The following is a 21,290-nucleotide window of genomic DNA, read 5'->3' on the forward strand; positions in this document are numbered from 1 at the left end:
TTCTTCCGCAATAGAAGCCCTTCCCGCCTGGCCTTTACGGAGCACCTGTTCTGGCTCCGCGTGTTTCCATGGACCTGATTCCCTTCCCTATCGTCTCCCAGGGTGAACTCGATCACCTCGGACCCGCCGGCCTGCGCGACAAGCTTGCCGGCCCGCCCCAGGCCGCGCTGGCCTGGCTTGGCGCCGCGGCCGCCGGCGGCACGCTCGCGGCGCAGACGCTGCTCGGACAGTGGTTTCTGGAAGGACGCGGCGTCGCCCGGGACGAGGCACGGGCCTTTGCATGGTTCAAGCATGCCGCGCATGCCGGCCACGCGGGCGCGGCCAACCTGGTCGGGCGCTGTTACGAGAACGGCTGGGGCACCGCTGCCGGCGCGACCGCCGCCGCCCACTGGTACACGGTGGCGGCAGAACGGGGATCGGACTGGGGCATGTACAACCTGGCCACCTCGCTGGCCCTGGGCCGAGGCCTGCCGACTGACCGGCCTGCGGCGTTTGCCTGGTTCCGCAAGGCGGCGGACCTGGGACACGCCAAATCGCTCAATATCGTGGGCGGCTTCTTCGAGGACGGCTGGGAAGTCCTGGCCGATGCCCGCATCGCGGCCGACTATTACCGCCGCGCCGCAGAAGCCGGGGATTTCCGCGGGCAGTTCAACTACGCCCGTGTGCTGGCGCTGGCCGGAGACCATGCCGGCGCGGCGGCCTGGATCGCACGCGCACCCGGCACCGCCACCTCGGCCTTCATCGAGAAGATGCTCGAATACCTGCGCCTGGCGCCGCAGCCTGAACTGCGGCGCCTGCACGGGGTCGTGCAAAGCGCAGCCATGGTCGGCCGGAATGCCATTCCCGGGGTCGGGCAAGCCGCCTGAACGCTCCGGACTTGACGCTTCAGTTCGCGGCGGCGGGCGCCATCAGGTCTTCCAGAAAGTAGGCTGCCAACTGATGGCGCCCTTCAAGCCTGGCCTTGGCATAGATGTTGGCCGCATGCTGGCGCACCGTCTTGGCCCCGCTCTCGCGCAGCCCGGCAATCTCCTCCAGCGACAACCCCTTCACCAGCAGCAGCGCCACATCCTTCTCCGCCGGAGTCAGCTTCCAGGCATCGAACTGATCCTGCATCTGCTTCAGGAAAGTCCTGGTCGACTGCAGCACTGCGGCGTCACGCTCGACCATGGCACGCTCGCCAGCGGCTGCCGAGTTCTTCAGCTCAGCGAATTCGCTCGCCGCGCGCCGGCGCTCGCGCAGGAACACCGCCAGGATCCACAGGAACACGATCGTGGCTGCCACTTCGGTCATCAGGTGGTAGTTGACCCCGCCAGTCCTATGCAACTGCCACAAATCCCAAAGCTGATAGGCGGGAAAGAAGGCGAGCAGGATCAAAAGCTTGGGCGGCATCGGGAGGACAGAGGGCGGCGGAAGACGCCCATCGGATTCGATTCGGACTGCGTGGAAATGGAGGAAGCGAATGTAACTGATTCTCGTTTATATGAAAAGCAGAACAACTCTCAAGCGGGTACGGCACCGCATGGGGTGAATTCAGCAGCACATTAACGTACTGGACATATGTCCCATGCCCCGGTTTTCGACCTTGGGTTCCCAGGCAAATGGCTGGTGGCTGCCTGACACATGTCCCGGAATCCCAGGCTGGCAGGGAATTCTGAATTGAGTTTGAAAATGATTCGCATTAGCCTTCGCTGATCCGCTATCTGTCACTCACCATCTCATGACCCGCGTTTCCGCATTCCGCCCTGGCCCAGCCACCCGTCCACGCACCATCGCCGCCCTCGCTTCCGCGCTGATTGCCGGCCTGCCCGCCGCAGCGCGAGCCCAATCGACACAGCCGGCGGTGGCGGAACAGACCCTGCCCGCGGTCACCGCCTCCGCCAACCAGGTCACACCGGGCAGCCTGCGTGACACGGTGACAACCGGTACCAAGACGGATACGCCGCTGCGCGACATTCCGGCCGCCATTACCGTCATCCCGGATACGGTGTTGCGTGAACAGGGTGCCGTGGACATGAACTACGCCCTGCAGAACTCCGCCGGCGTACAGCCGCTGCTGGCAGGGGGTTATGGCTTTGCCAACAACTACACGGTCCGTGGGCTGGCCATGCGCTTCCTGCGTGACGGCAACCTCGACGGTCCCAGCCAGAATGGCTACTACCGCACCATGTACGACGTGGAGCGCATCGAGGTGCTCAAGGGCCCGGGTTCGGCGCTCTACGGCTCTGGCCAGCCCGGCGGCACGGTGAACATCGTGACCAAGCCGCCACTCAGCAAATTTGGCGCCGAGATTGGCGCATTTGGCGGCAGCTTCGGCACCTGGGGTACCTATGTGGACGTCGGCGGCCCCGTCAGCTCGCAGGTCTCCACGCGGCTGATTGCCGACTACGAGAAGAGCGACGGCTATCGCGGCCTGTCGCGCGACATCAAGGAAGTCTCGCCGTCGTTCAGCTGGGCGTATGACACCGACAAGACACTGACGGTGGACTACGACCATCGCGATATCCGCATCGTCCCGGACAACTACGGCATTGTCTTCAACAACCAGGGCAAGGTTGCCCCGGCCCCGCGCGACGCGCGCTACTACAGCCCGTTCAACGACACGCGCCAGACCATCGACCGCCTGACGCTGAGCCACGACTGGCGCATCGACCCGGCGCTGACGATGCGCACCGCGTTCATCTATGACGAGCGCGGCCTGGACATGACCCGCAATGCCGGCGGCAACGGCGGCAACGCGCTCAACCAGATGACGGGCCGTAGCGCCCGCACCCAGGTCGACGACGGGCATTTCCTGCTGACCCAGAACGAACTGGTCTGGAAGACCCGCACCGGCCCGGTCGACCATACGGTCTTGTTCGGCCTGGAATATTCCGACACGCATATCAACACGCTGCGCACCGGCTACAACCTGCCCAACATCGCCAATATCAACGCCCCCGTCGTGCCTGAGACCACGCTCCATGGCCTGGCACCGGTGGTCGCGCAAGGCTTCAACCGTGTCCTCAAGCAGCAGGACTTGGGGGTCTACCTGCAGGACCAGCTGGCCTTCGGCGAGCAATTCAAGGTGCGGGCGGCGGTGCGCTCGGACCGCGTCAAGTTCAGCGATGCCGGCACGCAAGGTGGTGTCTTCCGCAATATCGGCGACACGCAAAACCTCACCTCCGGTTCGCTGGGCGCGGTCTGGCAGCCGCTGCAGACTCTGTCGCTGTATGCCGGGGTATCGACCAGCAAGTTCATCAACGTCTCCACCGAACCGGCCGCGCTAAGCACCCAGCCCGAGAGCGCGCTGCAGAAGGAAGTGGGCATGAAGGCCGCCTTCCTTGACGGCCGGCTGGAAACCAACCTGTCGCTGTTCGAGACCGAGCGCAAGAATTACTACATCACGCTGCCCGGCGCCCTGAGCCCGACGCCCGATGGCCGCGACCGTTCGCGCGGCATGGAGATCGAGCTGACGGCGCGCCCGCTGTCCGGCTGGACCGTGCTCGCGAACTTCGTGCTGCAGGACGTGGAAGTCCAGTCCAACGCGCTGGCGTCCAACGCCAGCATGGGCGTGACCAACCGCAGCATCGCCGGCACGCGCCCGGCCGGGGTGGCCCGCACCGGTGGCCGCCTCTGGACCACCTATGACTTCCAGCAACAGGCACTGCACGGTTTCGGCGTCGGCCTCGGCCTGACCTACAAGGGCGACAGCTATGCGGACAGCCTGAACCTGTATCGCGTGCCTTCGTACGTCGTGCTCGATGCCGCGGTCTATTACCGCCGCAGGAGCTGGGACGTTACCCTGAATCTGCGCAACCTGACCGACAAGACCTACTACGTCTCGCCGACGTTCTCGGGCGCCCTGCCCGGCGACAAACGCAGCGCGATGCTGACCGCCCGCTATCGATTCCAGTGAGGAACTCCATGACAAGACACCCGCTGTTCTCCGGCATGGCGCTGGCCTTCGCGGCCACCCTGCTGGCCGCGCCCGTGCAGGCACACTATCTCTGGCTGGAGCAGGACAAGGCCGGCGGGCACCTGTACTTCGGCGAATACGAAGAAATGCTGCGCGAGCGATCGCCGGGCCGGCTCGACGAGATGCCGGCACCCGAGATTCGCGCCGTGGACCGCGATGGCCAGGCGACGGCCCTCAGGGCCACGCGCGAGCCGGGAGGCTTCGCGTTCCCCCGGCCATCCCGCGACGCCAACGTCGTGGCCACGGAAAGTGGCTATGCGGTGAAGGACTGGACGCGCGCAGGCATCGGCATCGTCAAGCCCATGTTCTATGCCCGCCTGGCCGGTGCCACGCCGACGCAAGCCACGCCGGCCGCGAACACGATGCCGCTGGATATCGTGCCCACCGGCGCGGCCGGCGAGTTTCGCGTGATGTTCCAGGGCGCGCCGCTGGCGGGCACCGATGTGCGCATCATCGCGCCCAATGCCTGGACGCGCGAGGCCACCAGCGGCAAGGACGGCCTGGTACGCTTCACCCTCCCCTGGCGCGGCCAGTACATCCTGCACGTTGTACATCTGGAACGCACGCCGGGCACATTCGGCGGTGCCACGTATGAAGCCGTTCGCCATCGGGCGACGACGACACTCAACGTCCTGAGTGGCGCGCGCACGCAAACGCCGGTGTCATGGCAGGCCTCTCCCACCCGCTAAGGGACTTCACGCCGCGCAGAGACGCCGCGGCTGAATCCACATTGACTTCGGAAAGCCCGGCGCAGCGGCTGGCCAGGCATGGCATTGACCTGAGCATCCCGCGCGAGACCGTGATCCGGGTGTTGTCGGGATGCGCCAGCCGTCACCAGACCACTGAGTCATTGTGCGGCGAGATGCTTCGCTCAAGCCATCGTTGTGCCATCTCGACCTTCCGGATGGCCATCTACGAACTCTGCGCCGCCGGAGTCCTGTCAAGCGTTGCGGTATATCCGGGCCGAAGCAAGCTGGTACATATCTACGAACTCGCGGACAACGATCACCATCATCTCTTCTGCGTCCGGTGCCATCGCCTTGACGAGGTCGTTGACGGGAGACTGATCGAACTGGAGCGGATCGCATTGAAGGCCCGCGGCCTTGCCCCGGCGCCACTGGTGCGCGAAGCGATCAACGGTATATGTGCCGCCTGTGCCGCTGACACGACCCAGGCGTGAGAGGTACCGCACGCGGCAAGCCGGTCTGGAACGGAGTCTGTGCCACGCGCCGCGGCGCACTCACCCCTTCACGCACACTACCTGCCGCAACGTGTGCACGATCTCCACCAGGTCCGCCTGCGCCGCCATCACCGCGTCGATGTCCTTGTAGGCCATCGGGATCTCGTCGATCACGGCGGCGTCCTTGCGGCATTCCACGCCTTCGGTCGCATGCACCTGGTCGGCCACGGTGAAGCGGCGCTTGGCCTCGCTGCGGCTCATGGTGCGCCCCGCGCCGTGGCTGCATGAGCAGAACGACTCCGGGTTGCCCTTGCCGCGCACAATGAACGAGCGCGCGCCCATCGAACCCGGGATGATGCCCAGTTCGCCCACGCGCGCGCTGACCGCGCCCTTGCGCGTGACCAGCACGTCGGCGCCGAAGTGGTGTTCCTTCTGCACGTAGTTGTGGTGGCAATTGACCGCCTCCAGCTGCGCCTTGAAAGGCTTGCGCAGCACGCGCTGCGCCGCGGCCAGCACCGCCTCCATCATCAGTTCGCGGTTGCGCCGCGCGTAGGCCTGGGCCCACGACACCGCGAAGATATAGTCCTCGTAGTGCGCGGAGCCTTCGACCAGGTAGGCCAGGTCGCGGTCCGGCAGGTTGGCCAGGTGCTTGCGCATATCCTGCTGCGCCAGCGCAATGAAGGTCGTGCCGATGGCATTGCCGACGCCGCGCGAGCCGCTGTGCAGCATGAACCAGACTGACTGGGCTTCGTCCAGGCACACCTCGATAAAGTGGTTGCCGGTGCCGAGCGTGCCCAGGTGATTGCGATGGTTGGTGCGCGCCAGGTGCGGATACTTGTCGGTGATGCGGCGAAAGCCCGGCGCCATTTCGGCCCAGGCCGCGTCAACCGGCGCCGGCGCCGAGCCCCAGGCGCCCTGGTCGCGCCGCCCGCCCTGCGCGGTGCGGCCGTGCGGCACGGCGTGTTCGATCGCGCTGCGCAGCGGTCCGAGGTTGTCGGGCAGGTCGGCGGCAGTCAGCGAGGTCTTCACGGCCATCATGCCGCAGCCGATGTCCACGCCCACCGCGGCGGGGATCACCGCGCCCACGGTCGGGATCACCGAGCCGATGGTCGAGCCCTTGCCCAGATGTACATCCGGCATCACCGCGAGATGGCGGAAGATAAACGGCATCTGCGCGGTGTTCACCAGTTGCTGGCGGGCAGCGCCCTCCACCGGGACGCCGCGCGTCCACAGCTTGACCGGCTTGCCGGCGCCGGTGTCCAGCACGTCGTAGTGGCGCTTGTCCGTCATGGCCGCCCCTGGCTGTGTCGTCGCGGATTGCACATTAGACGGCCGACACCAGCCGAGAATTCCCCCGCCTTAACCCAGCAGGAAGCTGCCAAAGGCGCCCAGGTCGACATTGCCGCCCGAGATGATGATCCCCACGCGCTTGCCCTTCACATCCAGCTTGCCGTGCAGCACCGCGGCGGCGGCCAGGCAGCCGGTGGGCTCAACCACGATCTTCATGCGCCCGGCAAAGAACTTCATGGTTTCGACCAGCTCTGCATCCGACACCGTGGCGATATCCGTCACCAGCTCGCGGATCACGGCGAAAGTGTGGTTGCCCAGGAATGGCGTCTGCGCGCCGTCGGCGATGGTGCGCGGGGTATCGATGCGCACGATCTCGCCGCTGCGCAGGCTGCGCTGGCCGTCGTTGCCGGCCTCGGGCTCGACCCCGTACACGGCGCAGCCGGGCGACATCGCGTGCGCGGCGACCGCGCAGCCCGACAGCAGCCCGCCGCCGCCCAGGCATACCACCAGCATGTCCAGCGGGCCGGTTTCCTCGAACAGTTCCTTGGCGGCCGTGCCCTGCCCCGCCATCACATGCGGGTGGTCGTAGGGCGGAATCAGCGTCATGCCGCGCTCGGCGGCGATGCGCCGGCCCAGCGCCTCGCGGTCGTCCTGGTAGCGGTCGTACAGCACCACTTCAGCACCATAGCCCCGCGTGGCCTCGATCTTGATCGCGGGGGCATCCTGCGGCATCACGATCACCGCCTGCACGCCCAGCAGCCGGGCCGACAGCGCGATCGCCTGCGCATGGTTGCCGGAGGAGAACGCCAGCACGCCGCCGGCCTTCTGCTGCGGCGTGAACTGGGCGATGGCGTTATAGGCGCCGCGGAACTTGAAGGCGCCGATGCGCTGGAAGTTCTCGGCCTTGAAAAACAGCTGCGCACCGGTGGCCGCGTCCGCGGTGGAAGAGGTCAGCACCGGGGTGCGGTGGGCCGCCGCGCGGATGCGTTCGTGGGCGGCGGCGACGTCGTCGAAGGAAACAGGCAGGGCGGTCATGGCAGTGGCAAGGAAGCTGGGACGGGCCAGTTTACCCGTCCCGGGGCCAGCTTGCAGCTACGCCGTCCCGGCTCTGCGCTATGCCGCGGCCAGCCTGTGAGCCGTGCGCCGCTGCGTGCCCGGCGTACCGGCTGCCAGGTGCGAGCCGCCGCCCTCGCCCGGCAGGCGGAAGAACGCCACCACCTCGCTGAGTTCACGCCCCTGCTCTTCCAGCGCGCGCGATGCGTCGGCCGCCTCGCTCACCAGCGACGCGTTCTGCTGCGTCACCTGGTCGATCTGCACGATGGCCTGGTTGACCTGCTCGATGCCGCGGGTCTGCTCGGCCGAGGCCGTGGCGATCTCTTCCACGATGCCGGTCACGCGCGCCACGGCCTGGGTCACCTCGGCCATGGTCTGGCCGGCCTCGGTCGCCAGCGACGAGCCGTCGTGCACCTGGCGCCCCGAGGCCTCGATCAGCTCCTTGATCTCCTTGGCCGCGCTCGACGAGCGCTGGGCCAGGCCGCGCACCTCGCTGGCCACCACAGCAAAGCCGCGACCCTGCTCACCGGCGCGCGCGGCTTCCACCGCCGCATTCAGCGCCAGGATGTTGGTCTGGAAGGCAATGCCTTCGATAATGCCGGTGATCTCCGCGATCTTGGCCGAACTGGCGCTGATGTCCTGCATCGTCCCGACCACGCGCTGCACCGTGGTGCTGCCGCGCTGCGCCACATCCGCCGCGTTGCGCGCCAGCGCGCTGGCCTGGCGGGCATTCTCGGTGTTCTGGCGCACGGTCTCGGTCAGTTCCTCCATGCTGGCCGCGGTTTCCTCCAGCGAAGCCGCCTGCTCCTCGGTGCGGCTGCTCAGGTCGGCATTGCCGCGCGCGATCTCGCTGGTGCTCACGGCAATATTGCCGCTGCTTGCGCGCACGTGGGTGACCGTGGCGGTGAGGCGCTCGTTCATGTCGCGCAGCGCCGCCAGCAGGCGGCCGGTCTCGTCATGGCGATCCACCTCGATGCGCGCGCCCAGGTCGCCGCTGGCAACGGTGTCGGCCACCTCCACGGCGCGCTGGATCGGCTGCGTGATGGCACGCGTAACCAGCAAGCCACCGATGACCGCGATCGCCGCCGATGCCAGCGAGATCAGGATCAGCAGGTTGCGCTGGCGCACATAGTCCGCCTCGAGCTGGCGCTCCATCTCCTTCTGGCGCGCCGCGGTGAAGTCGGCATAGGCGTTGGTCGCCTTGATCAGTGCCGCCAGCAGCGGGCGGCATTGCTTGTCGATACGGGACACCGCTTCGTCGATCTTGCGCTCCGCCGCCAGGCCGACGATGGCCGTGGCGACCGGGCCGTACTGCGCCTCGACCTTCACCACCTCGTCGACCATCCTGCGCGCCTCGTCGCTGACGCCGGGCTGGCGCACCATCTCATTGAGCCGCGCCAGCCGCGTCTGCACGTCCTCGTGCGCGCGCAACGCCTCGGCCTTCTCCTTCTGCAGCTCGGCCGCATCGGTCACCAGCACCATGTTGCGCGCCGCGACGGCACGCCGGTCCACCGCCCTGCGCACTTTCGCGGCCATGTCCGCGCGGGCGTTCAGCCCGTTCAGGTAGTCGTTGAATCCGGTGGTCGCATCCCCGAGCGCATGCAGCGAGTACGCCGACACCACCAGCACCATGCCCGCCAGCGTGCCAAACCCCGCCAGCAGCCGCGTGCGGATAGACAGACTCCTGAAATTCATGATCACCCCCTTACCGTCCAAGAAGACGTATGCGCTTCGATTGTTATGGATCCAACCATTGCATGCCCGACGACTGCATGCCACTGCGCGCCCGTTCCTGCTGGTCGGCCCGGTGTTTGCGATCGGCAGGGGTGCATGGCCCCGGCAACTGTCTGCGCATCCGTGCTCGTTGTTGCGCTGCTAACGGTCTGGGTAAGGGGGAACTGATCCCTACGGAAGTGGGGGAGAGGTAAACGGAACGGGAGCGGGCAGCGAGTACAGCAGTGAGCACAAGAAACGGGAGGCGCACGTAGGCGTCCCCTGCCCGCACCCGCCGACGGTCAGGCCACTGCCGCCGCCCCCTGTCCCGCCAACGCACCGCGCCGCGCCAGCAGGTCCAGCGCCACGTCCACAATCATGTCTTCCTGCCCGCCCACCATGCGCCGCTTGCCCAGCTCGACCAGGATGTCGACCGTGCCCAGGCCGTAGCGCGCCGCGGCGGCCTCGGCATGGCGCAGGAAGCTGGAATAGACCCCGGCGTAGCCCAGCGCCAGGGTCTCGCGGTCCACGCGCACCGGGCGGTCCTGCAGCGGGCGCACGATGTCGTCGGCGGCATCCATCAGCGTGTACAGGTCGCACCCATGCTGCCAGCCCAGGCGTTCGGCGGCGGCGATGAAGACTTCCAGCGGGGCGTTGCCGGCGCCGGCGCCCATGCCGGCCAGGCTGGCGTCGATGCGGTCGCAGCCCTCTTCCACCGCGACGATGGAGTTGGCCACGCCCAGGCTCAGGTTGTGGTGGGCGTGCATGCCTGTCCGGGTTTCCGGCTTAAGCACGTCCTTGAAGGCGCGAAAGCGCTCGCGCACGTCCTGCATGCCCAGCGCGCCGCCGGAATCAACCACGTACACACACTGGGCGCCGTAGCCTTCCATCAGCTTCGCTTGCTGCGCCAGCGCCGCGGGCGTGGTCATGTGGCTCATCATCAGGAAGCCGACGGTGTCCATGCCGAGCTCCCGCGCGTACTCGATGTGCTGGCGCGACACGTCGGCCTCGGTGCAATGCGTGGCCACGCGCACCACGCGCGCGCCGGCGTCATAGGCGGCGCGCAGGTCGTGCACGGTGCCCACGCCCGGCAGCAGCAGCGTGGCCACGCGGGCATGGCGCACGGTCTCGGCCACGGCGGCGATCCATTCCAGGTCGGTGTGGGCGCCAAAGCCATAGTTGAAGCTGGAGCCCGACAGCCCGTCGCCGTGCGCGACCTCGATCGAATCCACGCGCGCGGCGTCAAGCGCGGCGGCGATGCGGCGTACCTGGTCCAGGCTGTACTGGTGGCGGATGGCGTGGCTGCCGTCGCGCAGCGTCACGTCGGAGATGTAGAGCTTCTTGGTGGGTTGTGCGGTCATATTGGTCTCCCTGCCTTCGGTGCGTTCATGGCGTGACAAGCGGCTCATGCGCACAGCCGGGTCTCGGCCAGGCGCTCGGCGCAGGCCAGCGCGGCGCTGGTCATGATGTCGAGGTTGCCGGCATAGGCCGGCAGGTAGTGGGCGGCGCCCTCCACCTCCAGGAAGATCGAGGTCTTGAGCCCGCTCATGGGTCCCAGGCCGGGGATATTCAATGGCGCCGACGCGGCGATACGCTCGAACTGCACGCGCTGCTTGAGCCGGTAACCCGGCACGTAAGCCTGTACTGCCTGCGCCATCGCTTCGACGCTCGCCGCAATTTGCGCTTCATCGCCGTCCTCCGACAAGGTGAAGACCGTGTCGCGCATCATCAGCGGCGGTTCCGCCGGGTTGAGCACGATGATGGCCTTGCCCCGTGCCGCGCCCCCCACCGAGCACAGTGCCTGACTGGTGGTCTCGGTGAACTCGTCGATATTGGCGCGCGTGCCGGGCCCTGCCGATTTGCTGGAGATCGACGCCACGATCTCGGCGTAGTGCACGTTGGCCACACGCGACACGGCCGCCACCATGGGGATAGTGGCCTGGCCGCCGCAGGTGACCATGTTGATGTTGGCTGCGTCCAGGTGCTGGTCCAGGTTGACCACGGGCACCACGTACGGCCCGATCGAAGCCGGTGTCAGGTCGATCACACGCACGCCGTGCTGCTGCAGCACGCGGTTGTGGTGCGCATGGGCGCCCGCCGAGGTGGCATCGAAGGCGATGCGGATATCGCCGAAGCCCGGCATGCCGACCAGCCCCTCGATGCCTTCGGCCGTGGTTGGCACGCCCAGGCGCGCGGCACGGGCCAGCCCGTCCGACGCCGCATCGATGCCCACCATGGCGCCCATCTCCAGGTTCCGGCCGTGGCGCATCACCTTGATCATCAGGTCGGTGCCGATATTGCCGGAGCCGATGATGGCCACCTTGTGCCGGCCGCTTGCTTTCATGTCCATGTCGTTGTCCTTTTCGCTTGAGTCCTGACGCGTCAGCGGCCCAGTTCCCTGGCAGTCTTGCCGCCGATGCCGAACTGCACCTTCGGCACTTCGGTGATCATCACGCGCACGGTTTCCACCGGCGCACCCACCGCTTCGACCGCGGCATCGGTGAGCGCGCGGATCAGGCGCGCCTTCTGTTCTTCGGTACGGCCTTCGATCAGGAAGACCTGCATGATTGGCATGGTGTGTCTCCTTGGTACGCGGTTCAGGTGAAGCGCATCGATACCGTGCCCAGGTGCTGGTAGCGCACGGTAATGTTGTCGCCGGCCGCCACCGCGATGGCCTCGGTCACGCCGCCGGTCATGATGAAGGTGCCCGCCGGCAGCTCGCGCCCGCGCGCGCCCAGCATGTTGGCCAGCATGGCGACGCTGTTGGCCGGGTGCCCCAGCACCGCCGCGCCGGCCGCGGTGGCCACCACCTCGCCGTTCTTTTCCAGCACCACGCCCAGGTTCTTCAGGTCCAGGCCCTCGGCGCCGCGGTGCGTGCCGCCCACGACGAAGCGCGCCGACGAAGTGTTGTCGGCAATCACGCTCTTCAGGTCGAAGCGGAAGTTCTCGTAGCGCGAGTCGATCACCTCCACCGCCGGCACCACGAAGTCGGTCGCCGCCAGCACGTCGCCGATATGGCAGCCCGGCCCCCTGAGCGGGGCCTTCAGCACGAAGGCGATCTCGGCCTCCACCTTGGGGTGGATCAGCGCGCCGGTATCGATGGCGGCGCCGTCCATGCAGGCGCCGTAGTCGGTCAGGAAGCCGTACACCGGGTCGCTCACGCCCATCTGGCGCATCTTGGCGAACGAGGTCAGGCCCATCTTGAGCCCGGCGATGCGGGTGCCGCGCGCCTCCTTGCGCGCGCGGATGGCATCCTGGATGGCGTAGGCGTCGTCCCAGTCCATGTCCGGGTATTCGTCGGTGATCTTGCGCACCGCCTCGCGCTGCAGCTCGGCGTTCTCCAGGTGCTCGGCGAGCCGGGCGATGGTGTCTTGTGTCAGGGTCATGGCTTTGTCCTGCGCAGGGTTCGGGAAGAGATCGGGATCAAACAAAGCGCACGCCGGCCGAGCCGATGCCGCCCAGGCTGATGCGCAGCTGGTCGCCGGCGGTTACGGGCACCATGGCGGCAAGCGAGCCGGACAGGATCACCTCGCCACGCTTCAGGCCGATGCCCAGCCTGCCAAGGGTGTTGGCCAGCCATGCCACCGCGTTGACGGGGTGCCCCAGCGCGGCCGCGCCGGCGCCGGTGGCGACGATCTCGCCGTTCTTCTCCAGCGTCATGCCGACCGTGCCCAGGTCCACGCTGCGCGGGTCCACCGCGGCGTCGCCGAGCACGAACACGCCTGACGATGCGTTGTCCGCCACGGTGTCCTGGATACGGATCTTCCAGTCGCGGATGCGTGAGTCGACGATCTCGAAGCAAGGCAGCACGCAGGCGGTGGCGCGCAGCACGTCGGCATTGGTCACGCCCGGCCCTTCCAGGTCGTCCTTCAGCACGAAGGCGATCTCGCCTTCGGCCTTGGGCGCGATCAGGGTGTCGGCGGGAATCGCCGCGCCGTCGGGGTAGACCATGCCCGACAGCAAGTGGCCAAAGTCGGGCTGGCGCACGTCGAGCATGTCCATCACCACGCGGCTGGTCACGCCGATCTTCTTGCCGACCACACGCTCGCCGGCGTCAAGCCGGTGCTGCACCATCGCCAGCTGGATGCGGTAGGCATCGTCGATGGTCAGGTCCGGCCAGGATTCGGTCAGCGGCGCCACCGGGCGGCGGGTGGCAAGTGCCTGGTGCAGGCCGGCGCCGATCTCAAGGATAAGTTGGCTATGCATGATGGGACCTCACAGGCGCACGCAGACGTTGCGCAGCTCGGTATAGAACTCGATCGAATGGACACCGCCCTCGCGGCCGATGCCGGACTGCTTCGCGCCACCGAAGGCGGTGCGCAGGTCGCGCAGAAACCAGGCATTGATCCAGCAGATGCCAACCTCCAGCGCGCTGCCCATGCGGTGCGCGGTGCCGAGGTCGCCGGTCCAGACTGTCGCGGCCAGGCCGTACGGGGTGTCGTTGGCCAGCGCGATGACCTCCTCTTCGGTGTCGAACGGGGCGATATGGCAGCAGGGACCGAAGATCTCCTCGCGGATCACGGCGGCGCTTTCGGGCAGGCCGGTCCAGATCGTAGGCTGCACCCAGGCGCCTTCCGCGAGCACGCCGGGCATCTGCGGCACACCGCCGCCGGTGACCACCGTGGCGCCGGCCTCGGCGGCCTGGCGGTAGCAGGACAGCACCTTGTCGCGATGCTCATGCGACACCAGCGGCCCCATGTTCACGCCGGGCTCGGAGGGTGGCCCCAGCTTCAGCCCCTCGGCCTTCGCCTTCAGCGCGGCGACAAAGCGCTCGAAGATCGGCCGCTGCACGTAGACGCGCTCGGTGCCCAGGCACACCTGGCCGCTGTTCTCGAACGCCGAGCGCGTGATGCCGGCCACGGCCTTGTCGAAATCCGCATCGGCAAACACGATGCCCGCGTTCTTGCCGCCCAGCTCGAACGACACCGGCCGCACACCATTGGCCGCTGCCTTCATGATGGCCTCGCCGGTGCGGGTCTCGCCGGTGAAGGTGATGCCGTTGACCTGCGGGTGCGCGGTCAGGAAAGCGCCGGCCGAATCCGGGCCGAAACCATGCACCACGTTGTAGACGCCCGGCGGCACGCCGGCCTCGTTCATCACTTCGCCCAGCAGCGTGGCGGTGGCGGGGGTTTCCTCCGACGGCTTGACCACCACCGTATTGCCGCAGGCCAGCGCCGGCCCGACCTTCCAGGTCATCAGCAGCAGCGGCAGGTTCCACGGGCACACCACGCCGATCACGCCGCGCGGGCTGCGCACCGCATAGTTGATGGCCTTGCCGCCGTCGGGCGTGTCCATGGCAAAGCTCTCGGTCGGCACGTTGCGGATCAGGTCGGCAAAGACCTTGAAGTTGGCCGCGCCGCGCGGGATGTCGATATGGCTGGCCAGCCCGAGCGGCTTGCCGGTATCGGCGATCTCGGCCTGCACGAAGTCGTCGAAGCGGCGGTTGATGCCGTCGGCCACCGCGTGCAGCAGTTCGACCCGCTGCGCCACCGTCATGCGGCCCCACGGCCCCTGCAGCGCGCGGCGCGCAGCCTGCACGGCGGCATCGACCTCGGCCTGCCCGGCCTCATGCACGCGGCCGATCAGGCTGTTGTCGGCCGGGTTGCGGTTCTCGAAGGTCCGCGCGGTGCCGACCCACTCGCCGTTGATGAAGTTCTTGAAGTCTTTCATGTTGGTTCTCTGGTGTAGATGCAATCGCGCTCAGGTCAGCACATTCAAAAACGCCTCGTTCAGCTTCCTGTCGTGATAGAAGATCGCCCGCCCGAGCTCGTTGTCGGTCCAGGTGATGGTGGGCTTGTCCGGGTAGTGGATATAGCCGCCTGAGAACACCTCGTTGCGATTGCCCGAGGGATCGAAGAAGTAGATCGTCGCGCCGCGCGTGATGCCGTGGCGGGTCGGGCCGATGTCGAGCGACACATCCTTCTTGGAAATGATGTCGGCTGCCTTCAGCACCTCGCTCCAGTTGTCGAGCAGGAACGAGGCATGGTGGAAGCGGTTCTTCTCCGGATGGCGGATAAAGGCGATGTCATGCGCCTTGTTCGAGCAGGTCAGGAAGGCGCCGATCAGCATCTGGCCGTCCGGTCCGGCCACGACCTGCTCGGCCAGCGAGAAACCCAGCACGTCGCGGAACAGCCTGACGGTGCCGTCGACATCGTCGCCATACAGCAGGCAGTGGTCGAAGCGGCTGGGCGCCATGCCGCGCAGGTCGTCCGGCCAGGGGTCTGGGTTCAGGTCGCCGGTCTTGCAGCCCAGCTTGTCCTTGTCGGCAAAGAGCTCGATGGCATGGCCGGTCGGGATGGTGAAACGAAAGCGCACGCCGGTGTGCGGATGCTCGCCCGCGGCGATCCACTGGCAAGCGGTGGCCAGGCCGGATTGCTCCACCTCCTGCGCCAGCCGCTCCAGCGTGCGGCCGCTGTCGACGCGAAAGCCCATATAGTCCATGCCCGGGCTGTCGGCCTCGCGCAGCACCACGCTGTGGTGGTCGTGCTCGTCCCATGCCTTCAGGAACACCCGGCCCTGCGCATCGCGCGCGGTTTCGATCAAGCCGAGTACCTCGGTGTAGTGTTTCAGCGCCGGCTCCAGCTCCAGCACGCGCAGGGCCACGTGCCCCGGTCGCAATACGCCTGTCAATGCCATGATGGGTCTCCTGGTGTGGTGGTGGCACTGTGTGCGTGCCACCTTCTTTGCTTGTGCTTCGTTCGCTTGCTACCGGCCCTGCTCGCGCTGGCGCTGCTTGTCCAGGCAGCGCTGCAGCAGGGCCACCGGCCGCAGCCTGATATCGCTGTCCGGGTAGGTCTTGCAGGCCAGCACCAGCCCGTCGCGCTGCTCCGCTTCGGACAGGCAGGCTCGGCTCATCTTGCCGGCGTGGTAGTGGCCGGCCTCGATGCGGACCTTGCACACGCCGCAGCCGCCGCCGCGGCAGCCGGCCGGGATGCCGCGCTGGCCCAGCACTTCCATGCCGCGCAGCAGGTTCTGCCCCGGCGCGCAGGGATAACGCAGCCCGCTGCCGGCAATCTCGACGGAATGCATTGCGGCCTCCTCAGATCTTGAACAGCGGGCTGCGCGCGCTGTTCTGCGCATCCGCCGCGGACAGGAACTTCTCGGTGTGGATGTCCGCATCGAACAGCCGGCCCTGCATCAGCGTGCGGATGCAGGCCTCGATCATCGGCGGCGGCCCGCACAGGTAGGCCTTGTGGCCGCTGAAGTCGGCATTGCCGTTCTGCGCGTAGAGCTGGTGCAGCACATCGTGGACGTAGCCGCGCGCGCCGCTCCAGCCGCTGTCGGCGGGTTCGTCCGACAGCGCCGGCACGTAGCGGAAGTTGGGGTGGGCCTGCGCCAGCGCCCGGAACCCGGCGTCGTAGTACAGCTCGCCGCGGTTGCGCGCGCCCTGCACCAGCGTGATCGGCAGGGTCTCGCCGGCGGCCAGCAGGTCCAGGATCATCGCGCGCGGGCTGGACAGGCCGGAGCCGCCCGCCAGGAACAGCATTGGCACCCGCGCCGACTTGCGCACGAAGAAGCGGCCATAGGGCGCGGAGAACGACAATTCGTCGCCCACCGCCAGCCGGTCGTGCAGGTAGCCGGTGGCCTGCCCGTCCGGCACGCGCCGCACGTGCAGTTCGACCAGTTCGTCACCCGGCGCGTTGGCCAGCGAGAAAGCGCGCGGCTGGTCGCAGCCCGGCACGTTCAGGTTCACGTACTGCCCGGCCTGGAAGGCCGTGCGCCGGCCGTCCTTGACCCGCAGCCAGATGCCCAGGATGGTGGGCGTCAGGGCGCGCGTCTCGACCACTTCGGCGCGGTAGTCGGCCAGCGGCAGTCCCAGCGCATCGGCGTCTTCCTCGATATCGGCCTCGATCACCAGGTCGGACTGCGCGGTCGCGCAGCAGGCCAGGCACTGGCCGTTGTCGCGCTCGAAATCCATCAGCGCGAAGCTGGACGCCTCGCCCTGGTCGACCTCGCCGTCCACCACCTGCACCTTGCAGGTGGCGCACAGGCCGTGGCAACAGGCATGGGGCAGCCACACGCCGTTGCGCAGGCAGGCATCCAGCACGGTCTGCCCCGGAGCGATGGGGATGGTCTGCCCGATCGGTTCAATGGTCAGCGAATACATCTTGGTCTCCTTGCGGTGGTGCGCTCGCCCGCGTGCCTCAGCTGCGGCTGCCGCCGATGCCGTCCAGCCCCGGCGTGCGGAAGCGGATCACGTCCTTGTGGCCCAGGCCGTTCTCTTCCAGCGAGCGGTCCAGGTCCGGCTGCCAGGGCTGGCCGCCGCGCAGCCACTGCACCTGGCCCCAGTCGATGCGGGCAAAGTCGGGGTGGTAGCCGTAGACACCGGGCAGCACCTTGTCCACCACGTCGCACAGCGGCATCGACGGCGGGAACGGGAAGCAATGCGGGGCGCAGAACAGCAGGTGGCCGTCCCAGCCGATATAGAGCAGGCGGTTGCCGTGGAACACGGCCTCGCGGTCGGCCGCCTCGAAGGCGTAGTCGCCGATGGATACGACGGGCATGGTTGTCTCCTTGTCTTGTGATGGGGCGGCTTCAGGCGGCGTCCGCGGCGGGCCCGATGCCCTTCCACGCGTTCCAGTTGCGCTGGTCCTGCGAGCCCTCGAAATCCAGGTTGTCCGCGCCCGGGTTCAGCCGGTACCACTTGAGCACGTCCTCCAGCGTGGCGCCGCCGCAGTTGCCCTGGTAGATCTGGTGCACCGGCAGCCAGGCCTGCGCGTACTTGGCGGGCTCGCCGTCGAAGATGTCCTTGCAGCCGTTCGAGCAGAAATGGAACTTCATGCCGTGGTAGCTGCTTTCGCGGTAGCAGGTCTGGGTGGGGTCGTCGGGCTCCGAGAACACCATCGGGATCTGGCAGGTCTGGCACAGCATCGGCAGCGTGGCGTTGTAGAAGCGCTCGCCGGCCTGCTGGCGCTCCTGCCAGTGGTCCAGGCGCGGCTTGTAGTAGCGCTCGAAGGTCTGCGGGTACTTTTCGGCCAGCCATGCCATCTCGTCGGCCTTGGGCACCCAGGTGTGGAAGCCGGCTGCGCCCGCGTAGTTGTAGAAGGTGGCCCAGGCTTCGTGCGTGATGCGGTCCTTGGTCCTGGTGGCGACCTCGTGGTACTTGGGCATGCGCAGGCCGTAGCGCTCCAGGTCCTTGAACAGCGCCCCGCCCGCCTGCTCGAAGTACATCTCCCAGGCCTCGGCCCACGACATCACGCGCTTGGGCAGCATGTAGTCCATCATCATGCCGACCAGCGTGAGCAGGCGGAAACCGCGCCAGAACCACTTGTCCAGCCACTTCTGCAGGATCGGGATGTTGCCGGCGTCCTGCTCGCACAGGAACTTGACCACCTCCAGGCCCAGCGTCATGTGGCGCGACTCGTCGGACTGCGCGGAGAAGCCGAAGGTCACCGTGGCCATGTCGCCGTTGTAGGCGGCGCCCGACATGAACGGCATGAACAGCAGGTTGGTCAGCACGTACTCGAACGAGAACGAGATCGCGGTGATGAACTCGAACGGCCCCGCGCTCATCGCGTCCTCGAAGTAGGACTTGGGCACCGACAGGTACCAGACCCGGTCGTGCATGTGGCGCCATTCGCCAAAGCCGTGGAAGTACTTGTTGTAGACCGACAGCGTGTGCAACTGGGTCTGGGCATGGCGCAGCTCGTCGATCGACTGCATCTGCGCCGCCACGCGCGCGCCGGCGCCGCGGAAATGCCGGCCCAGGTGGGCGTAGCCGCGGTGGGCGGCATATTCCAGCGGCGTCACGCCGGTCAGGAACAGCCGCAGCGCGTTCAGGTAGCGCGGATCGGATACGTTCAGGTGGCCGTTGTTCTGCACGAACGAATCGATGATCGCGTACAGCTTGCGCTCCTTCTCCGACTGGTATTTCCAGTAGGCATCCATGGTCATGCGGAACGGGTCTTCCCATTTGTCCCAGTCGTGGATGCGGATGCCCTCGTACTTGTCGAACGGGAAGACCTTGTCCATCGGCTCGTAGGTCGTTTCCCAGGCCAGGTCCCGCGTCATCGAGGCGTACTTCTCGCGCAGGTTGAGCTTCTTGCGTGCGTCCATGATGTCTCCGTGATGTTCTCTATGCCGCTGCGGTGTCAGGCGTTCCAGCGCAGCGTGAAGGCGTCTTCGTCTTCGTCGATGTTTCCGCACAGCGAGATCAGGTTCAGGTGGATCTCCTGCAGGTCCCAGTCGCGGCCGAGCTTGCCGGCCACCAGCTCGCGCACGATGGTCAGGTGGCCGGGGGCGTCGATCTTGACCATGGCGGGGAACTGCGACACCACCGCATGCGGGTTGGCCTCGGTGATGGCGTCGATGATGGGTCGGGTGTCGTCGTTGTGCTGCAGGGCGATGTAGACGTTGGCGGCGGTGGCTGACATGGCGTATCTCCGTGGGGTTCGTTGCGGGCGGATCAGCCAGCCAGGCCGAGCTTGCCCAGGCGGACTTCGAACTGCTCGCGGCACAGCGCCACCATCTGCGCGCCGTCCTCGCCCGTGAGGGCGTCGGCCACCGGCACCAGCGCCTGCGCCACTTCGGCGCAGGCGGCGCGCGCCCAGCCGGACAGCAGCACGCGATTGGCGTCTGACTCGGCCGCGGCGGCCTGGATCACCGCATCGACCCAGCGTGCGTGCTCGTCGCGCCAGTCGTTCATGAACTCGGTCAGCACCGCCAGCCCGGTGCCGCAGGCGCGCGCGATCACCGCGTCGGCATGCTGGTAGACCAGCGGATAGAGCAGCCCGTCGAGCACCAGGTTCTGGGCCACGAAGGTCTCGAACCAATCCTCGGTGACAAAGGTGTGCTCGACAAAGCGGCGCAGCGGCTGCCACGTGGCGCTCTCCAGCCAGGCCACCCTGGCGCGCTCCAGCGCCACGCCGGTATTGCCGTCCAGCAGCATGCCGATGCGCGACAGGTACTGGGCGATGCCCAGGCGGTCCATCGCGCAGTAGGTGCAGGCCTGCGTGATGGCGGTGCCCCAGCCGTAGTCGGCGCAATAGAAGTTGTTCATGTTGGCGCCCCATTCCACATGGCGCAGCGGCAGCAGGCCGGTGGCCAGGCGTTCCTGCCATTCGGCGGGCAGCGCCTGCAGCAGGCCGCGCTTCTCGACAAAGGCGAAGCTCTTCTCCGTTGCATCCTGCTGGCGGCCGCGCGCGGTGACGTAGGCGCCGTAGTAGAACTGGCGCGGGTCCTTCAGCGCGTACCAGTCCTGCATCACGATTGCCGTGCGGCGCTTGTCATACAGCTCGAAGCCGGGGTCCCAGGTGGGGCGGTAGTGGAAGTTCACCTCCGACTGCACGTCGTAGGTCGCCTCCTGGTAGCGCGACGCCGGCTTGTCGCCGAAGCGGCGCGCGACATGGCCGTAGGTCTGGCGCAGCGGCTGGATCTGCTGGGTCTTGATATCGACTTGCATCGCTTGGTCTCCTGTATCCCTTCTCTCTTTGTGATGCGGTGGCTGCGGCGTCAGTCGTCGGCATCCGGCTGCGGCGAAGCTTCCAGCGGGGGCAGGAAGCGCACGCGGTTCACGCAGCAGAAGGCTTCGAACATCGGCGCCGGCATGATCAGTTCGACGTTCAGCTCGGGGTCGGCCACGCTGAAGGCGAACTGCACAAACCCTTCGGGCGTGCGGCCCTCGACCCGCACGTAGCGCGGCGTGGCTTCGAACAGGGGAACCGACGGGGTGTTCATGGCGCGCTCCATTGCGTTGGCTGGACGCAGGCCTTACTGCGAAGACCGTGCCAGGGAGCGCAAAGCGCGGTGGGACAAGGCTTGCGGGGAATCAGCCGTGGCGAGCGTGCGCGTTAACCCGAAAAGGTCCGCGCGAATACTGTCGATGAATTGATGAAGCTGCCCGCAAGCCTTGATCAAATGATCAAAAGCCGCGCCGGGCGGGCGTTTGCGGGCAGCGGGCGGATGGGGATGCGGTTGCCCCGCGGTGCAGCAGCGTGCGTGGGCAACATGGGCGAGAGGACTTGATCCGACAGGGAAATGTTGCTGGCGCGGTGCAGCATCAGGCAACTGCGGGCGAATGCGCGGCCGGAAGGGACTGCATCAAATGATCAAGGGGGAAGAAGCGGGGATTGAAGGCGCGTGGAAGACGCGATGGATATC

The 21,290-nt window shown here is 67.2% G+C and carries 22 protein-coding genes; 4 read left to right on the forward strand and 18 right to left on the reverse strand.

From position 1 onward, the window contains the following. Positions 1-68: 68 nt before the first annotated feature. Positions 69-866, forward strand: a complete 798-nt coding sequence (locus ACZ5MJ_RS22775) for a tetratricopeptide repeat protein (protein WP_464225910.1) — start codon at positions 69-71, stop codon at positions 864-866. A 19-nt stretch (positions 867-885) separates the two neighbouring features. On the opposite strand, the gene ACZ5MJ_RS22780 is transcribed toward ACZ5MJ_RS22775, so the two are convergent. Continuing rightward, a complete protein-coding gene (locus tag ACZ5MJ_RS22780) occupies positions 886-1,323 on the reverse strand; it encodes a helix-turn-helix transcriptional regulator (RefSeq protein ID WP_464225911.1) in 438 nt (145 codons plus the stop codon). 394 nt (positions 1,324-1,717) lie between these two features. On the opposite strand from ACZ5MJ_RS22780, the gene ACZ5MJ_RS22785 reads away from it, so the two are divergent. The 3 genes from ACZ5MJ_RS22785 to ACZ5MJ_RS22795 are packed head-to-tail and all read left to right on the forward strand — an operon-like array spanning position 1,718 to position 5,135. Then, positions 1,718-3,895, forward strand: a complete 2,178-nt coding sequence (locus ACZ5MJ_RS22785) for a TonB-dependent receptor (protein WP_464225912.1) — start codon at positions 1,718-1,720, stop codon at positions 3,893-3,895. Between the two features lie 8 nt (positions 3,896-3,903). Further along, positions 3,904-4,644 (forward strand): DUF4198 domain-containing protein, encoded by a 741-nt coding sequence (locus ACZ5MJ_RS22790; RefSeq protein WP_464225913.1) that lies wholly within the window; start codon positions 3,904-3,906, stop codon positions 4,642-4,644. Further along, complete coding sequence (locus ACZ5MJ_RS22795; RefSeq protein ID WP_464225914.1) at positions 4,620-5,135, forward strand: transcriptional repressor; 516 nt, start codon at positions 4,620-4,622, stop codon at positions 5,133-5,135. Before ACZ5MJ_RS22790 ends, ACZ5MJ_RS22795 begins: the two co-directional genes overlap by 25 nt. A gap of 60 nt (positions 5,136-5,195) precedes the next feature. On the opposite strand, the gene ACZ5MJ_RS22800 is transcribed toward ACZ5MJ_RS22795, so the two are convergent. From ACZ5MJ_RS22800 to ACZ5MJ_RS22880, 17 genes are all read right to left on the reverse strand, one after another. Beyond that, positions 5,196-6,425, reverse strand: coding sequence for an RtcB family protein (locus tag ACZ5MJ_RS22800; RefSeq protein ID WP_464225915.1), 1,230 nt, complete (start codon positions 6,423-6,425; stop codon positions 5,196-5,198). Positions 6,426-6,494: 69 nt separating this feature from the next. Then, complete coding sequence (locus tag ACZ5MJ_RS22805) at positions 6,495-7,460, reverse strand: threo-3-hydroxy-L-aspartate ammonia-lyase (RefSeq protein WP_464225916.1); 966 nt, start codon at positions 7,458-7,460, stop codon at positions 6,495-6,497. Between the two features lie 78 nt (positions 7,461-7,538). Beyond that, positions 7,539-9,173 carry a methyl-accepting chemotaxis protein gene (locus tag ACZ5MJ_RS22810; RefSeq protein ID WP_464225917.1) on the reverse strand — a complete coding sequence of 545 codons (1,635 nt, stop codon included), beginning with the start codon at positions 9,171-9,173 and terminating at the stop codon, positions 7,539-7,541. 320 nt (positions 9,174-9,493) lie between these two features. Continuing rightward, a complete protein-coding gene (gene dmpG / locus ACZ5MJ_RS22815; protein ID WP_464225919.1) occupies positions 9,494-10,552 on the reverse strand; it encodes a 4-hydroxy-2-oxovalerate aldolase in 1,059 nt (352 codons plus the stop codon). Between the two features lie 44 nt (positions 10,553-10,596). After that, complete coding sequence (locus ACZ5MJ_RS22820) at positions 10,597-11,541, reverse strand: acetaldehyde dehydrogenase (acetylating) (RefSeq protein WP_464225920.1); 945 nt, start codon at positions 11,539-11,541, stop codon at positions 10,597-10,599. Between the two features lie 32 nt (positions 11,542-11,573). After that, positions 11,574-11,765: a 2-hydroxymuconate tautomerase gene (locus tag ACZ5MJ_RS22825; RefSeq protein WP_432261978.1), complete on the reverse strand. Its 192-nt coding sequence runs from the start codon at positions 11,763-11,765 to the stop codon at positions 11,574-11,576. Between the two features lie 23 nt (positions 11,766-11,788). Beyond that, positions 11,789-12,577 (reverse strand): 2-oxo-3-hexenedioate decarboxylase, encoded by a 789-nt coding sequence (gene dmpH / locus ACZ5MJ_RS22830; protein ID WP_464225922.1) that lies wholly within the window; start codon positions 12,575-12,577, stop codon positions 11,789-11,791. Positions 12,578-12,614: 37 nt separating this feature from the next. Continuing rightward, positions 12,615-13,397: a 2-oxopent-4-enoate hydratase gene (dmpE, locus tag ACZ5MJ_RS22835; protein ID WP_464225923.1), complete on the reverse strand. Its 783-nt coding sequence runs from the start codon at positions 13,395-13,397 to the stop codon at positions 12,615-12,617. Between the two features lie 9 nt (positions 13,398-13,406). Beyond that, positions 13,407-14,861 carry a 2-hydroxymuconic semialdehyde dehydrogenase gene (locus ACZ5MJ_RS22840; protein ID WP_464225924.1) on the reverse strand — a complete coding sequence of 485 codons (1,455 nt, stop codon included), beginning with the start codon at positions 14,859-14,861 and terminating at the stop codon, positions 13,407-13,409. A gap of 30 nt (positions 14,862-14,891) precedes the next feature. Next, entirely contained in the window at positions 14,892-15,827 is a 936-nt protein-coding gene (locus tag ACZ5MJ_RS22845; protein ID WP_464225925.1) for a catechol 2,3-dioxygenase, read from the reverse strand. A 69-nt stretch (positions 15,828-15,896) separates the two neighbouring features. After that, complete coding sequence (locus tag ACZ5MJ_RS22850) at positions 15,897-16,220, reverse strand: 2Fe-2S iron-sulfur cluster binding domain-containing protein (RefSeq protein ID WP_464225926.1); 324 nt, start codon at positions 16,218-16,220, stop codon at positions 15,897-15,899. A 10-nt stretch (positions 16,221-16,230) separates the two neighbouring features. Then, positions 16,231-17,298, reverse strand: coding sequence for a 2Fe-2S iron-sulfur cluster-binding protein (locus ACZ5MJ_RS22855; RefSeq protein WP_464225927.1), 1,068 nt, complete (start codon positions 17,296-17,298; stop codon positions 16,231-16,233). Positions 17,299-17,335: 37 nt separating this feature from the next. Then, positions 17,336-17,695, reverse strand: a complete 360-nt coding sequence (locus tag ACZ5MJ_RS22860; protein WP_464225928.1) for a phenol hydroxylase subunit P4 — start codon at positions 17,693-17,695, stop codon at positions 17,336-17,338. A 31-nt stretch (positions 17,696-17,726) separates the two neighbouring features. Continuing rightward, positions 17,727-19,247 carry an aromatic/alkene/methane monooxygenase hydroxylase/oxygenase subunit alpha gene (locus ACZ5MJ_RS22865; protein WP_464225929.1) on the reverse strand — a complete coding sequence of 507 codons (1,521 nt, stop codon included), beginning with the start codon at positions 19,245-19,247 and terminating at the stop codon, positions 17,727-17,729. Positions 19,248-19,282: 35 nt separating this feature from the next. Next, positions 19,283-19,564: an MmoB/DmpM family protein gene (locus ACZ5MJ_RS22870; protein WP_432261969.1), complete on the reverse strand. Its 282-nt coding sequence runs from the start codon at positions 19,562-19,564 to the stop codon at positions 19,283-19,285. 32 nt (positions 19,565-19,596) lie between these two features. Next, positions 19,597-20,592 (reverse strand): aromatic/alkene monooxygenase hydroxylase subunit beta, encoded by a 996-nt coding sequence (locus ACZ5MJ_RS22875; RefSeq protein ID WP_464225930.1) that lies wholly within the window; start codon positions 20,590-20,592, stop codon positions 19,597-19,599. A gap of 50 nt (positions 20,593-20,642) precedes the next feature. Next, positions 20,643-20,867, reverse strand: a complete 225-nt coding sequence (locus ACZ5MJ_RS22880) for a phenol hydroxylase subunit (protein WP_464225932.1) — start codon at positions 20,865-20,867, stop codon at positions 20,643-20,645. Positions 20,868-21,290: the final 423 nt, after the last annotated feature.

The organism is Cupriavidus sp. LA-1, assembly GCF_055385985.1.

Coding starts and splice junctions, on each gene's coding strand:
- dmpE (WP_464225923.1), bottom strand. CDS start 13,397: ATGCATAGCCAACTTATCCTTGAGATCGGCGCCGGCCTGCACCAGGCA.
- ACZ5MJ_RS22845 (WP_464225925.1), bottom strand. CDS start 15,827: ATGGCATTGACAGGCGTATTGCGACCGGGGCACGTGGCCCTGCGCGTG.
- ACZ5MJ_RS22860 (WP_464225928.1), bottom strand. CDS start 17,695: ATGCCCGTCGTATCCATCGGCGACTACGCCTTCGAGGCGGCCGACCGC.
- ACZ5MJ_RS22820 (WP_464225920.1), bottom strand. CDS start 11,541: ATGGACATGAAAGCAAGCGGCCGGCACAAGGTGGCCATCATCGGCTCC.
- ACZ5MJ_RS22850 (WP_464225926.1), bottom strand. CDS start 16,220: ATGCATTCCGTCGAGATTGCCGGCAGCGGGCTGCGTTATCCCTGCGCG.
- ACZ5MJ_RS22790 (WP_464225913.1), top strand. CDS start 3,904: ATGACAAGACACCCGCTGTTCTCCGGCATGGCGCTGGCCTTCGCGGCC.
- ACZ5MJ_RS22875 (WP_464225930.1), bottom strand. CDS start 20,592: ATGCAAGTCGATATCAAGACCCAGCAGATCCAGCCGCTGCGCCAGACC.
- ACZ5MJ_RS22865 (WP_464225929.1), bottom strand. CDS start 19,247: ATGGACGCACGCAAGAAGCTCAACCTGCGCGAGAAGTACGCCTCGATG.
- ACZ5MJ_RS22840 (WP_464225924.1), bottom strand. CDS start 14,861: ATGAAAGACTTCAAGAACTTCATCAACGGCGAGTGGGTCGGCACCGCG.
- ACZ5MJ_RS22800 (WP_464225915.1), bottom strand. CDS start 6,425: ATGACGGACAAGCGCCACTACGACGTGCTGGACACCGGCGCCGGCAAG.
- ACZ5MJ_RS22805 (WP_464225916.1), bottom strand. CDS start 7,460: ATGACCGCCCTGCCTGTTTCCTTCGACGACGTCGCCGCCGCCCACGAA.
- ACZ5MJ_RS22810 (WP_464225917.1), bottom strand. CDS start 9,173: ATGAATTTCAGGAGTCTGTCTATCCGCACGCGGCTGCTGGCGGGGTTT.
- dmpH (WP_464225922.1), bottom strand. CDS start 12,577: ATGACCCTGACACAAGACACCATCGCCCGGCTCGCCGAGCACCTGGAG.
- ACZ5MJ_RS22795 (WP_464225914.1), top strand. CDS start 4,620: ATGGCAGGCCTCTCCCACCCGCTAAGGGACTTCACGCCGCGCAGAGAC.
- ACZ5MJ_RS22870 (WP_432261969.1), bottom strand. CDS start 19,564: ATGTCAGCCACCGCCGCCAACGTCTACATCGCCCTGCAGCACAACGAC.
- ACZ5MJ_RS22785 (WP_464225912.1), top strand. CDS start 1,718: ATGACCCGCGTTTCCGCATTCCGCCCTGGCCCAGCCACCCGTCCACGC.
- ACZ5MJ_RS22880 (WP_464225932.1), bottom strand. CDS start 20,867: ATGAACACCCCGTCGGTTCCCCTGTTCGAAGCCACGCCGCGCTACGTG.
- ACZ5MJ_RS22825 (WP_432261978.1), bottom strand. CDS start 11,765: ATGCCAATCATGCAGGTCTTCCTGATCGAAGGCCGTACCGAAGAACAG.
- ACZ5MJ_RS22775 (WP_464225910.1), top strand. CDS start 69: ATGGACCTGATTCCCTTCCCTATCGTCTCCCAGGGTGAACTCGATCAC.
- ACZ5MJ_RS22855 (WP_464225927.1), bottom strand. CDS start 17,298: ATGTATTCGCTGACCATTGAACCGATCGGGCAGACCATCCCCATCGCT.
- dmpG (WP_464225919.1), bottom strand. CDS start 10,552: ATGACCGCACAACCCACCAAGAAGCTCTACATCTCCGACGTGACGCTG.